The organism is Vibrio sp. T9 (genome assembly GCF_003123985.1).
Taxonomy (GTDB): domain Bacteria; phylum Pseudomonadota; class Gammaproteobacteria; order Enterobacterales; family Vibrionaceae; genus Vibrio; species Vibrio diabolicus.
In genome coordinates, this window is sequence record NZ_NIGY01000010.1 from 54,980 (window position 1) to 67,978 (window position 12,999).

Below are 12,999 nucleotides of genomic sequence, written 5' to 3' on the forward strand. Positions count from 1 at the left end.
ACATTCCTTTTCCAATTGTGAATTTAAGGGTTCGCCGCACATGACCGCACTCCTTTAGAACTTCTTTCGCAGAGTTTTGAATAACCAGTAATTTTTTGGAGCAATATCACCAAAAAGCCGCCCAATGAGAGGCGGCCTAACGTCATGATCTTTCGATTAATGTATTGGAGAAACTATAGGCTCATCGGCTTTACGCGCTTGTGAGCTCATCGAGTCGAGGATTATCGCTATCAACTCCATCGGTGACGGCGTATTGCCTACTTCTGGATGGTTAGCTCGAATCACAGCACTTTCCTCTTTCAGCACTTTGGCCAGTTTCTTATTGGCCAGCGTTGCCAAGGTGCTAGCGATGTACATCATGCGGTTATGCGCTTCCTCTCGGCTCTCACACGATCTCCATAGTGCTTTTGAGCATTCATTGGAAAATGTCAGTAGGCGCACGTCCGACAACACCAAATCCAGAATGCGTTCGAATCCAGATAAGATCTCACTGCCACGGTCTTTCAACTTCTCGCTAAGCGTAGTTCGAACCGCTTCGCGTACACCTCGGAAATGGTCGTAGTAAAAGCTCTGACCCAAACAAACTCGTTGGTTTGCGCTATCGAATGTAAATGCCAATCCTTTCACGAATCGGGTTCCACAATGAAATTCAGCCATCTTTCTGCTCGCTCTTGAAAAATACGTGTTTGTACTCTGGTTTGATTGGTTGTAAGCCCTCTACAGACTCCACTCGATCGCACTCTCGGAAGAACGACAAGATTGGACAGTACGTCGAATTGATACCGCTCGTTATCTTGCATACTTCTTGGAACACTAGGGCGTTCTCATACTGCTCTGTTGAGCAAGCCGTGAAGAACATCGGATTGACCACCAGCGAGCCGCTAGAATCGGTTTGTGCCGCAGAACTGTTAGCAACAATCATTGGCACGGTCATCATTAAAGCAGCGTTCGCCGCCGTGCTTGTGGTGCTGGTGGATGTTTTAGTTGGCGTAGCGCTGCGAACTGGTGTTACCGGACGAACGGGCGTAGGAGCGACACGAACTGGCATAGGGGCAACTCGAACAGGAGTTACTACTGGCGCTGAATGCGCTTGAAAAGCGGCCAGCAAGGCCGCCGCTAATGTGACTTTCTTAAGCATTAGTGAATTGTCTCCCCATTAATTTCAACTCGCTTAACGTTCGCTACCTCAAATGATTCATCTGCATTGGTTTCAACTCTCAGTGCGGTTAGCACGTCCATCACAATTTCAATAAGCTGCTTAGTATTTTCTGACGTACCACCAAGGCGCTCATCTACAGCGCTGACACTGTTTTTAAGGTTCTCAACTAGGAAGTCACAAGCCTGTTGAGAAAGGCTGGCTAATGCTAATGGCAAGTGTTTTTCCGGCGTGAAATCATCCTCACCCTCGTAGATATATTCCAGATTGTCAGCTGCTCCCATAGACATGTGAAACAGCTTGTCATCCATCAGTAGAGTTTCAGCAATCTTGGTAGCGACTCCAATAACCACTTGAGGCGGTACTGCATCTTCGTCGTTCTCGTCGTACTCGTAGGATTTATCAACGTGCATTGGTATAGCTTGAAGAACCGTGTCACGAACAGCGCGGTAATGGTCGAAGTAGTACGGAGCCATCAAGATAACGCCGCCCGTTTCTGGATTAAAACCAACCATCATGTTGTTCAGCTTGCATTCGGTTTCAATTCTGTTTGGAGTATTCATGCCCATGCCTCTCGGTTTCTGGCTTAAACAAATTTATTAGGGGTAGGAAAAGCAAGGGAGCGTATCCCTTGCGGGTTTAAATTCTTCTCAGTATTTGTGGCTTTGGTGTGCCAAGTGTGGGTATTCCTTTTCCAGCATGTACCCTTTGCTGCATTTCTCGCATCGATGCGCAAACTCATTACCGACGCGCACCTTGCCTAGTCGAACGACATTGCCTTTACACTGCTCGTCATCGCATTGGTACGTCACTAGCACAGCTGAAAATGGCTTGTATGTTTCGCTCACTTACGCTTACCTCGTTTATGGTTACGTTTAGGCTTGCTTGGCTTCTTTAGTGTATCTGGAATACGGCCACCAGCGGAATGCAGCGCGTACTCTGTGTTGAATCGTTTGTTGATGCGCTTAATTAGGCTTACGCTGCGTGGCGCGAGCTCTTTCGCACGTTCAATGTGTGTTAGCGCTCGGTTTAGCTCATGTTGAGGTACGTAGTCACTTAAGCGCTGCGCAATCTCTACTAAGTTCACTTGAGTACACCAATCCAAATCGAGGACTTTGGCCACACTCACGACTTTCTTTGTGCGCTTAACCGCACGATCTAAAGCTCGCTCAATTTGATCTACTGGTACTTGCTTAGCAGCCTCGGTAAATTCTTCCCAATACTCTTGTGGAAGTAGGCACGATTCGTGTAGCAGCTTAGACATACATAGGGAGCCATCTTCACCAATGTAAGCCGTGTGGCCAGCTCCGGTATGCGTGTTCATTAGGTAAATCAGACCAAAACGCTGATCGGGTTTACCTAGACCCTCTTGAGGCTGAATCGCTGTCGCCTTGCAAAGCATGTAGGCTTGCCAATTACCGCCTTTCCAAACGGATTTAAGATCGTGGTATTGAACCGCTTCACCTAGATATAGGTTGTCGTTGCGCAGTTCTTCGTTTTCGTGAGCAATGATCGCTGCGTAGGCCAACACCTCATCAATGTTGTGCATCACGTAGTGATAGTTCTCGTCAGCGTTCTTCAATCCCTCGCTCATGCTGTTGATTTGCTCGGTTTGAGTCGCCACCAGCTCACTTAGCATTTCGATGTGTTCTTTGCTCTTGGTGAGCTCTGATTCAGTGGCCTTGTATGCCTCATCCAGTGTCGCGTTCTTAGCGGCGGTTGCTTTGCGTTTGTCCTCGGCAATGCGTAGTTGCTCTTGAACAATCTCAAGTTGCTGATTAAGCGATTCCAGTTCGCCAGATGATGCCACTTGGTTAGCCAATGCAGCGGCGACCTTGTTCTCCACCAGCTTAGGAATGCCATCCAGTTCTTGTTGAGCGTGACGCAACTCAGTGGTAAGGCGTTTGATCTCTGCTTCTAGGCGTTGGTTGTCCTTACCTAGACGCTCGTTTTCTTTGCGTAGCTCGGTTGCAATCTGCTCGGCCTCGTTACGCTTTTTACGCATCACCTCAGTACCAGCCATTGCGCGGTCACGCGCTGCAAGGATTTCGGTACGTTCATCAAGCATTGCCTGATATTTTTGCTTTAGCGCCTCGTCGGCCTTGGCCGTGCGTTGGGATAGCTTGAATTGCAAGTCATCAATGATGTGTTGCATCAAACCAACAAGCGGGATCTCAAATTCTTTGATTTCAATTGGCGAATTTTCAGGAAGTCCCCACGGAAGCTCTACAGTAAAAACATCGCTCATAGGAAAAATTCTCTACTACTCAAAAATTGGGATAAGGGAATAGGGTTAAAGTTTTCTTATTCTTGGTTAGCAAAGCGCTCTAGGCGTTCTTCTAAGTCATCCAACCAAACCAGTATTTCGCTACCTCTGTGAACGTAGTCGAGATCGCTGTCTTGGATTAGATTGGCCACTTCACGCGAACACCCGTTTACCTCTGCCGCTATTGCGCGGTTACTGAAATAGAAAGCATTCGGTGTGTCAGTAAAGTCCGTTTCGCCTGTCGCTTCGCGCATTTCCATAAGCGCTTTAGTGGTCATTCGACGCAGTACAATCAGTAAGTCGTCTTGGTTTGCTAACGCTACGTTTTGTTTGCTCATCGTCTTAAGCCGCCACGTAACTCAACACCTTGTAATGACGAAACTCGTTTTGGAACGGTATGTCATCGTCAAAGTCCATTGGTGGCTCGTTATACTGCTGTTGAGGCTGTCCCCAACCGCCCTGCTGTTGCTGTGGCTGTTGTGGTTGCTGTGGTTGACCCCAACCGCCTTGCTGCTGTTGGCCACCAGCACGGTTACTGCCGCCTAGCATTTGCATCACACCATTGAAGCCTTGAACCACTACCTCAGTGCTGTAACGGTCTTGGCCTTGCTGGTCTTTCCATTTGCGAGTCTGCAATTGACCCTCGATGTAAACTTGTGACCCTTTGCGTAGGAACTCCCCCGCCACTTCGGCCAACTTGCCGAACAACACCACTCGATGCCACTCGGTTTTTTCTCGGTTCTCGCCTGACGCTTTATCGCGCCAAGTTTCGGATGTAGCGACCGTGATATTCGCTACTGCACCGCCATTTGGTAGGTATCGGATTTCGGGATCTGACCCCAAGTTACCAACCAGAATGACCTTGTTAATGCCTCTTGAAGCCATTCGTTATTCTCCGGTATCTCTCTTTACCGCTTCGTCTCTGTTAGAAATCGCATCACCAAAGAACAAATAACCCACGTCTGTACTTGTGTAGACCGCTATCAGTTCTAGGTTTTGCACCCTTGGGTTCACTTCGCCATTCTCGATTTTTCGATAAGTGTCTGGTGATAACCCAATTAACCTGCTCATTTCGAGTATGGTTAAATCCGCATGCCGTCTCGCTCGCTTGATTCGCGCTGCACGTTGCTGTCGATATTCAAGCGATTGGATTCGAGCGGCCTGTTTAGTCTTTGCGTCTCGCATTTTCATAGAAGCTCTCCACTTCACTTGCTAGTCGTTCTTCCTCGGTTGTAGTCGCCTTAATCAATGCAACGCGATATTCATGTAACCGATTCTTTGACCAATCGAGGCAGAGCTTTTGCCACTTGATAACGGCAACCGGATCGGAAAGGTCGTAACCAGTCCCAAAACAGCTACAGCACTCCCACTTGCTAAATAACGACTTGGTGTAACCAGTGCCATTGCAAGTCGGGCAGCGATCCGGCTTGTCGTCCAATGTCACATCGGCATCTTGTAACCGGTTCGCCAGAGCTTCGCGTTCGTCCGTAAGCTCTATGCCCTCGAATGTATCCAGGATTGATGGTGAGCTTTTGTCTCGCTCTCTTTGCCGTTGTTCCAGTTGAGATCGCTTAATTTCAGAAATTTCCTTACTCACCTTTCATTCCGAACACATCAATTTTATGCGGAGTATAAACACACTTTAAAAGCAATGCAAAAAGTATTGATACAAAAACCGAAACGATGTATTTTTGTCTCAGCAAACAGGCAAACAGACTCATATGAGGAATCAGCAAATGTCAGAGAACAACAGCAAGAAAGTTCACGACCAAATCCAAGCAGACGTTAAAGAGTACATGACCAACACCTCGAACAGCGTCTTAGATTTCGCTTTGGCCAATGCAATTAAGAGCGGTCAGAACAACCTATATGACTTGTGTAAAAAGTGGAAAATCCCTGTAGATAAGCTACTTAGCAAGTTAAACACTTCTCTTTTCAAAGTGGATGATGATAAAATCCACCTCGCATAGACGGATACGTTTAGCTATCGGGATAAGAGTAATGGAAAGCTTCGGGGAAACTCGAAGCTTTTTTGCTTCAATACTTAATCCGAACACTCAAGGATTTAAGGCACAAAAAAAGCCCCAATTCATCGAGAAAGCGCTTACCATTCGGAATTTCAATGAACACCCACCAGCAACAAAATCACCAGCCAACAAAACACAAATACAAATACTGACTGTCGCATTTAATTCACTCAGAATATCGGTGGAAGGTAAGTCACTTAAAATTAACTAAATAATCTATATATTGAATACATAGCGACTTTATACAGATCAAAGATCAAACTGGATGTTATACATCGCAGATTTAAGTTAATGTTGGTTTTTCTTTATTAGGCTTTCAATCCGCTTGGGGTGCAAATTGGGCAAGTGTATAGTGAAAAACAAACGCCTTACGTGATACCGGATCGTTTAGTGTCTTATCGACGTCAAATAGTTGAGTTTAATGCCGCTAACGGATAACTTGATGAGAACCAAAATCAAGTAATTGAATAGATAATGACCAATTCCCTCTTATGGGACGAGAGGATTTCCGGTTTAAATTTAAGGTGTTATATAATCGGCCTAGTTTGAGTATGACGGAGCTATATACACAACGTCGAATCTTTATAGACAAACACAAAGACGTTGATTAACCTCGATGGTGTACAGAAAGCAAGCAAACAAAAAGCAATATCAGGGCTATTTTTTACGAGATGCAATAGAATGAATTCATTCGCGGCAAAGAACGTTTTATACCATTTCGCCGTTTGCAAAATATGCTAAGAGTCTGAAATACTAGGTTCAGCAAGGATTGGAACAAAACGTTCCCCCATAACCATTGCTGGTGTGAAGAATATAAAAAAAGGCTGGATTCGAAGAACCCAACCTTTAGTTAACTAGGAGATAACTAATTATGTAATTACCTACCAAGTTCGGAGCTAACTAGAAAGCTTCACTCCGTGTATGCGGGTAAACGATGGCGGCAACCATCAAATACCACTTACGTTGTTTTTCACCATGAGCCTTAGCAGAGGAACAAATGGTAAATTTAATTGAACTGATTATAGCGATAATCAATCTCGTCGCCGTTATAGTGCAAGCACTATTCGGTTAACCAACGCTGCTCTAGAAGTACATTGTTGCTTCTAGAGCACACTTACAACTATCCAATAATTAATATTTCCTGTCAATTCGTGTTTTTGTCAAGAACTCACACAAATGCGGTCGCTATTCGTTGTAGCATGCCATTGTCTATAGCTAGGATCATTAACTCATCCAAACAACAAAAACTTGTTGTGTATGTGGGAAACTGTGTAAATCTTTGATTTTCCAGTTATCCACATACGCTATAAAGATCTATATTTAACTATATCAATCTATGGTAACTATAGATCTATAAGATCTATAGGAGTTGTAAGTTATTGATATTACTGAGCTTTAACTCTTTTAAAGATCTTTTTTTAGGTCTTTGAGTAACAAGATCTAGGTTTAATTGATCATTTATTAGGTGTTTGTGATCTTCTTGCAGGCTTTAATGCAACATAATTTAGGTGAAAGTGATCATATATCAGGTGATTGGGTAACATATTTTAGGTGTTTCTGTTCTTAAATGACATATTTTAGGTGTGTGACATGGTTATATCGAAGTCTTGTTCGGTTTTTTTTACTTTCGAGTCAATGATCACGTCGGATTCTCGCTTACATACCTAAAATGTGTCACATAGCTCATTTCAACCTAAAAAATGTCATCTATAGAGCGCATGACCTAAAACTTGTTAGCTATCAGTAATCGTGAGTATCGGTTAGTTCTGAAAGGGTATCTATCTTTTCCATTAACGACTCTAGTTCATGTATTCCATCATCATGTTTTTGTTGCTCTTTTTCTGAGTATCGTTTTGACAAGCTATCTTCAACTTTAAGAGCGTGGTCTTCTTTACCCACATAGCGGTACGCGATGGCAAGTGATTCTAGTTCAGACTCGGTGAGTCTGACTTGGTTTTGAAGCCTTTTCAATTCGAGTTGTCGAATTGTCTTTAGAGCATCGTGTTGATTCAGTTCATCAATTGAACCTAGCTTAACCCACCGGAAGAGAAACTTGATTCCTGTAATGGTTCTACCTTTCTTTACAACCTCAAACCCCTTATCACCCTGGCTACTTTCTAAAAATAGAAGCTCTTTGCTAATCTGAGGGTGTTCAGAAAGTTCTTTAATACTTTCCCTGATACAACGTTTCATAAATACGCTGTTGTTTTTGAAGGAACTTTTATCTTTTTTCAGCTTCCCTGATTCGTCCAAAAGCCCAAATATTCCTTTCAGTTCACTAAGCTTTTGCGCATGCATTTCAAAGCCCTTGTCTTTGAAGCGACTAAGCAGTTCGTACAAGCGCTTAGAATACTCCTTTTTTACCTCAAAGAAATTGCGAGTATTAATCAGGGCAAATCCTTGATTATATTCAATATACTCAGGTTTGAGCATATCGTTAGGAACCATCGTAAGTATGCCGTGTTTATAAGCGATATGTTTGAAAAGAGGTCTATAGTCGAATTCAATATCACCTTTCGGGGTTTCCACCTTTATCCCTATTTTTCGACTAGCTAGGCGGTTCGCTACTGGACTTAAGTTGCTACCGATATGTTTAGACTCAACACCTAACCACTCTGATAATTGATGTGAAGTAAATTCATAATGTGGTGTTTTCTGCTCCCAATCACTTGGTTTCATATGTGCAATCATCAACGCAAACATATCTGCTTCCCTAGCAGATAGATCTTGACGACTAAAGACCAGTTGATGGCCTTTTTTGATATGTTTCGGGAGGTTATCGCTTACCGCAGGGTAGAAATATTCTTCATCACTCATGCAAATGCACATCCATAAATAACAAGATTTAGGTAATTATGACACATTTTAGGTCACGCATGTATAGAAATACTCACATCAAGCAGTGATTACAGATACCTGATTTGTACTCGCCCTACTGCGTCACGATAGTATTCAACCAAGCCTTGAGACTCTTTCTCTGAAATGGTGTTCATGTACTCTGCTAGTATGGTAGCTGTATCACGAACCTTGTTCACGCTAGCTTTCACGGCGCTTGCAGTCTTGTTGTGCCAGCTAGCAATCACAAACTTAAGGTATGACACGAACTTAGGCGCTAAAGGCTGTTGGTGCTTGTTGTACAGCTTGATAACACGACGAGCTCCACTAGCTGATAGGCGGCCTTGCTTAGCAGCTAATTGAAGTTGTTTTACTTCATCTGCGTCACGTTTGAAGATTTTCAAAAACCAAGAATCAGATGGGATACCGTTATTAATTTTATTTTTACTCTCTGTAGAGAGATCTTTTGTATTTATGCTGCAATTTTTGTTTTTGTCTGATTGCTCCCAAACCTTGTCAGAACTGGCCTCAAGAGGTTTTTCCACCGAAGCCCCCCCTAAATGCAATTTTTGTCTATTACAAAACTTCTCTGCCGCTTGTAGCGCGTATTTGTATGCACCAGTGAACATGTTTTGGATGCCATCAGCGCATAGAGTGATGTGACGTTGATTCTGACCTGTGTGATCGTTCCTCTTTGGCTGTCCATAAGCGATCAGGCCAAGTTCTTTTGCACTTTTGATGTAATTATCAATAGTGCGCTTTATGATTGGCTTACAACCGTAACGGTGACAGTTCTCATTGTAGGTACGCATTAAGGTATCGCTTGAAGCAAAGCAAGTGTGACCATGCTTAAGGATAAAGCTTGAGATAGTTTCTAGTAGGCAAGCAAGCTTACGTTGTGCCAATGGTTTATTGGCTTTGATATTGGAAGCTTGTGTTCTGAATCCTGACTTCCAGTACCGAGGATTCAGCAAAAGTGGTGTAATTTGCATAAAATTTGCTCAAATAAAAAGCGCAAAAGTTTGCCACCGATCTCTTTGAACGTTATAATTACACCTGTCTTGTGTTGTGTAATTTTAACGCTCGCTAAGATTGGTGCTCAAAACAATCTAAGTTGTTAAATTAATTACGAACCATTTGAGACATTAGTCGCCAAACTAAAATGTCTCACCTGATTAGGCTTCGGTCTAATTTATTACGGCATACTGACTTTCCTTAAGTTCGTTTGTCGTGACGCTTTAAGTTTGCCGCTTAAAGCTCGATTTCAGTAAGAAAGCCCGCTCGCCAAAGCGGGCTTTTTTATTTTCTGTTGTCCGAAATCGAATCACTTTCTCTCTATCACGGCATCGCCATGATCTAATTACAGAAAAACTCCCCTATTATTGATCTTAAATGGTTGATCAAACAAGTCTCCATATCAAATCAATTCCGAACATGGTGTGTTACCATCTGGCGCTAGAGTTTACCAAAAATTTTATCTATTTAAACTCCTTTTAGACGTGTTAATATTCCGAACACGCTAAGTTTTGTGGATAACTCTGTGATGAAATTTACTCCCCCACCAAGTGCTGAACAGCAATTAGAAACTCAAGTTGACCAATTAAAACAAAAGTTTAAGCGCCGACAGTTCCCGAAAAAGAACGCACCAGTGCTACCGTTGGATTTGTTAGTAACAATCTCAGGTTGCACCTTTGGTTTGCATAGCCAAAAAGACGGTAGACTCGTTCTAAAGGCCGACAAGGCGATTAACTTTGATAAGGGTATCAATGTGTTGCGCGCAGTGTCGTATATTGCTGGCGCGCGAGATAGCGTATCTATCGCTGGTTGGGACTGGCGACCTACGCACTTTAAGAAAGATAAACTCTACTTGCGTCCTGTCGCTCCTAGTGATTTATAAAATTCCGAATTGGCCACCAGCATTTTCGGTTGAATTGACTGTTTTTTGAACTTTATTGCTAATCGCTGGTGGCGCTTTTTGATTGATCAGCTTATTGGAATTTTCGTGCCGAAGATCCGAAGTTGACGAACTGCTGTTTAATTTGAGGCGCAACACTCACTTTTTGCTCTACTGGAACGTAGCTATTTGTCGGTAAAGTCGCCATTTTTCGGGAACCTAGCGACTCAAACATAGCTCGCACCACTTGATGATCTTCCTTGCTGGCCATGTTGGCGATCGCTTTGCGCTGCGCATCGGTCACATAGATAGGTAAAGAGTCCACAACATCAAGCAGCATCGAGGTTGCCTTAGCGTTTTGCTCTACCTTTTCACGCAACTCTGCGTTCACGCTTTCTAGGTACATAAGCTGGTTAGTAAGATCACCGACAAGCTCAACATTAGGCTGTTGAGTCATGTTCGCGTAGATATTACGCGCGGATTCCTCATCAAAACCTTGTTCCTGTAGCGATTCGAGGATCATTTGCTCGCTGTTCGCACTTTCCATCATCATGGCCGGATGGTCTAGGCTGATATAGTTCGGCTGCAATACGTAGTCCATACCGTGATATGAAGTCGTGATCGATGCCTCGCGTGTATCTTGGCCACCAGTCGCCCAGCTCCAACCACCAGCACGGCTATTGTGCAAACCTAAAGCAATACGGCCTGTGTCGGTATCTAAAAACTCTTGAGTGTGTTCAACAATACCGTCATCTGAACAGGTGATAGAGACTGTGCGGTTAGATGGCACGTTTTCTACCACAACCGGACGACCATTAATCATGATCACCTCAGTTTCACCGATTGAGAGCTTATTGGCGCGTTGGCGGGATTGATGACCATAGTAACCATACGCCTCACCTAGTCGCAGTAGCTCTTTAGTTCGTGGGCTGTTGATCATCGCTTGCACGGCTTTGATGATGTAATTGCGCTTGTTGGCGCTAAGTTTTCGACCGTCATTGAATAGGCTGAAACGGTCGGATACTTGTTTAAGTGCTTTTGCTGTCACTTTCTTTTCTCCATTAATGGCTTTGGATTTCGGTTAGTAGGTCGAGAACTACGTCTCTAACGAATCGTTCCGCTTCGCTTTGGTCAGTCATGCCAATGGATTCCATCATCTTGTCGTTCTTGGCCACTTGAGCTGCGAGCTCGGAAATGACTTCATTGGCCAGCTCGGAGTCGAGGCCAACAACGGACGTGTAAAGATGGTTTTTGAGTTTCGGAGACTTGCTGATTGGGGATTGCTCGATAAGGTCAAGCACGGTAGTCAGCATGGTTGCGTAGTTCGCTTGCGACTCCATTGCTGCCGACTTCTCTTGCTCGATAGCAGTGTTGAGAGAGTTAAATCGGATCTCGAATGGCATATCGTTGTCATTCCACACCTTGCCGTCTCGGTAGATGGTGTGAATGTCGATAGCGCGCTTAACGAACGTCACCACGGCTGCGCGGATTTGGTTGGCGCGTAGTGCAGATTGAATCGAAGTGCGGAAGAAGCCGCCCTCGCCTAGTCCACCAGAAAGAAGATCACCAAACCCAAGCATGGATGGGTCTACGCCAAGCGTTCCGGCTAAGCGTTTAAGGTGAAACATAATGTCTTCGATGTGGGAGATATTTGGGTCAGTGGTAAAGGTATCGATCTGCAAGCCACCTTTAGCGCCGCCCATAAAGGGCAATAGCGTGTTGATGACGGTTGGGATGAAACCTAGCTTGCGGGAACGGTCTACCACCTCTTGACGGTCTTGCTTCATCTGGTCAGCGACCATGTTGATGTATTCCGCAGCTCCCGCAGCATCTAAGCCGTCAGTGTTTACCGCTACCATGCGATCGATAAGTGAAGCATTCACACGACTTGCGCCTAGCGCTGCAATGGACTGGCGAAGCATCGACCAAGCCTCAAAACAGGTAAGCAGAATGGACGTGCCGTAGTTCTGCGTCTCGATTGGCATGCGTGAATACGCATCGTCATAAAGTGAGTAGCGCTGGCCAGTGTAGTTAACTGGCGGCATATCCATATCTGGTCGCCAGATTGGCATCTTTAGTGGGATAAGCGCCCAAGGTTCGGCAAGGCGTACCTGTTCGCCGTTCGCTCTGGTTTGTAGATATTCCGCAGTAAATCCAGCTAGCTCGCCCGAACGTTCGTACTCACGAATTTGGTTTGGCAACGTGTAGTAGTTGGCCTCAAAGTGAGTAATACCCACTCCCTCTTTCGTGTATGGGCGAACATAGTTAACCCCATAAACCAGCGTTGAATACGTCCAGTTCATTAGGTTTTCGTTGATTGGAGTTAGCAGCTCTCGGTTAAGACGGCCTACGTACTCGGCGTATTTCTCATCGGTTGGATGAAGATACACAGCCATGCCATTGTCGTTTGATACCGAAAGAGCGTGACCAAGGTGCAGATTGAGCGCGGCATCAATCGTGCTGTCCTCGGCCATTTCCTTGAGTATCGGATATAGCATGAACCGATCTTTCGGCAGCTTGTGCAGAAAAAAGCGGTCTGAGCTTTTTCGACCGTCATTGGTCAGAGCGCCGGTGCTTTCATCTAATTGGTTTTCGCGAGCGTGGAATGGCGATCCCGTGTATCCAGCGCCAGATTCAAAACTGATCCCGCTCTCTTTATCGTCATTCTCGTTAAAGAAAGGGAACGCTTGTTTTAAAGCTGTCGCTAGCCCAATTGATGCCTTGTTTTGCGACATGTGCGACCTCGGTTAGTTGAGGCGCTTTCTACAGGGATGGGGATGATTTTGGATGATAGCGCATCGCGTCAATGTGACCAATACGC

At 44.6% G+C, this 12,999-nt stretch carries 15 protein-coding genes; 2 read left to right on the forward strand and 13 right to left on the reverse strand.

Going from position 1 to position 12,999, the window contains the following annotated elements; all coding sequences use genetic code 11:
* Nucleotides 1-156 precede the first annotated feature (156 nt).
* From CBX98_RS20140 to CBX98_RS20175, 9 genes are all read right to left on the reverse strand, one after another.
* On the reverse strand, nt 157-657 hold the full coding sequence (locus CBX98_RS20140; RefSeq protein ID WP_109170115.1) for a hypothetical protein: 501 nt from the start codon (nt 655-657) through the stop codon (nt 157-159).
* Nucleotides 650-1,138, reverse strand: a complete 489-nt coding sequence (locus tag CBX98_RS20145) for a hypothetical protein (RefSeq protein ID WP_109170116.1) — start codon at nt 1,136-1,138, stop codon at nt 650-652. The genes CBX98_RS20140 and CBX98_RS20145 overlap by 8 nt, the downstream gene beginning before the upstream one ends.
* Nucleotides 1,138-1,719, reverse strand: a complete 582-nt coding sequence (locus tag CBX98_RS20150; RefSeq protein ID WP_146192900.1) for a hypothetical protein — start codon at nt 1,717-1,719, stop codon at nt 1,138-1,140. Before CBX98_RS20150 ends, CBX98_RS20145 begins: the two co-directional genes overlap by 1 nt.
* Before the next feature lie 87 nt (nt 1,720-1,806).
* Nucleotides 1,807-2,004 (reverse strand): hypothetical protein, encoded by a 198-nt coding sequence (locus tag CBX98_RS26225; protein WP_145535847.1) that lies wholly within the window; start codon nt 2,002-2,004, stop codon nt 1,807-1,809.
* Nucleotides 2,001-3,404 (reverse strand): hypothetical protein, encoded by a 1,404-nt coding sequence (locus tag CBX98_RS20155; RefSeq protein ID WP_109170118.1) that lies wholly within the window; start codon nt 3,402-3,404, stop codon nt 2,001-2,003. Before CBX98_RS20155 ends, CBX98_RS26225 begins: the two co-directional genes overlap by 4 nt.
* A 56-nt stretch (nt 3,405-3,460) precedes the next feature.
* Nucleotides 3,461-3,760: a hypothetical protein gene (locus CBX98_RS20160; protein WP_024703810.1), complete on the reverse strand. Its 300-nt coding sequence runs from the start codon at nt 3,758-3,760 to the stop codon at nt 3,461-3,463.
* 4 nt (nt 3,761-3,764) lie between these two features.
* A complete protein-coding gene (locus CBX98_RS20165; RefSeq protein WP_109170119.1) occupies nt 3,765-4,307 on the reverse strand; it encodes a single-stranded DNA-binding protein in 543 nt (180 codons plus the stop codon).
* Nucleotides 4,308-4,310: 3 nt separating this feature from the next.
* Nucleotides 4,311-4,613 carry a helix-turn-helix transcriptional regulator gene (locus tag CBX98_RS20170; RefSeq protein WP_017634072.1) on the reverse strand — a complete coding sequence of 101 codons (303 nt, stop codon included), beginning with the start codon at nt 4,611-4,613 and terminating at the stop codon, nt 4,311-4,313.
* Nucleotides 4,588-5,019 carry a hypothetical protein gene (locus CBX98_RS20175; RefSeq protein WP_109170120.1) on the reverse strand — a complete coding sequence of 144 codons (432 nt, stop codon included), beginning with the start codon at nt 5,017-5,019 and terminating at the stop codon, nt 4,588-4,590. The genes CBX98_RS20170 and CBX98_RS20175 overlap by 26 nt, the downstream gene beginning before the upstream one ends.
* Before the next feature lie 139 nt (nt 5,020-5,158).
* Here CBX98_RS20175 and CBX98_RS20180 point away from each other — a divergent pair, with 139 nt between their 5' ends.
* Nucleotides 5,159-5,392, forward strand: coding sequence for a hypothetical protein (locus tag CBX98_RS20180; RefSeq protein ID WP_109170121.1), 234 nt, complete (start codon nt 5,159-5,161; stop codon nt 5,390-5,392).
* 1,797 nt (nt 5,393-7,189) lie between these two features.
* Here the strand turns inward: CBX98_RS20180 and CBX98_RS20190 are convergent.
* Both CBX98_RS20190 and CBX98_RS20195 read right to left on the reverse strand, forming a co-directional pair.
* On the reverse strand, nt 7,190-8,266 hold the full coding sequence (locus CBX98_RS20190; protein WP_109170123.1) for a replication initiation protein: 1,077 nt from the start codon (nt 8,264-8,266) through the stop codon (nt 7,190-7,192).
* Nucleotides 8,267-8,355: 89 nt separating this feature from the next.
* The gene (locus CBX98_RS20195; protein WP_109170124.1) at nt 8,356-9,276 is read right to left on the reverse strand and encodes a hypothetical protein; all 921 of its coding nucleotides are present in this window, start codon (nt 9,274-9,276) and stop codon (nt 8,356-8,358) included.
* A gap of 551 nt (nt 9,277-9,827) precedes the next feature.
* Between CBX98_RS20195 and CBX98_RS20200 the strand changes: the two genes are divergently transcribed.
* Nucleotides 9,828-10,181, forward strand: a complete 354-nt coding sequence (locus tag CBX98_RS20200; protein WP_109170125.1) for a hypothetical protein — start codon at nt 9,828-9,830, stop codon at nt 10,179-10,181.
* 91 nt (nt 10,182-10,272) lie between these two features.
* Here the strand turns inward: CBX98_RS20200 and CBX98_RS20205 are convergent, their stop codons facing one another.
* Nucleotides 10,273-11,226 carry a head processing protein gene (locus CBX98_RS20205; protein ID WP_109170126.1) on the reverse strand — a complete coding sequence of 318 codons (954 nt, stop codon included), beginning with the start codon at nt 11,224-11,226 and terminating at the stop codon, nt 10,273-10,275.
* 13 nt (nt 11,227-11,239) lie between these two features.
* Nucleotides 11,240-12,913, reverse strand: a complete 1,674-nt coding sequence (locus CBX98_RS20210; protein ID WP_109170127.1) for a portal protein — start codon at nt 12,911-12,913, stop codon at nt 11,240-11,242.
* Nucleotides 12,914-12,999: the final 86 nt, after the last annotated feature.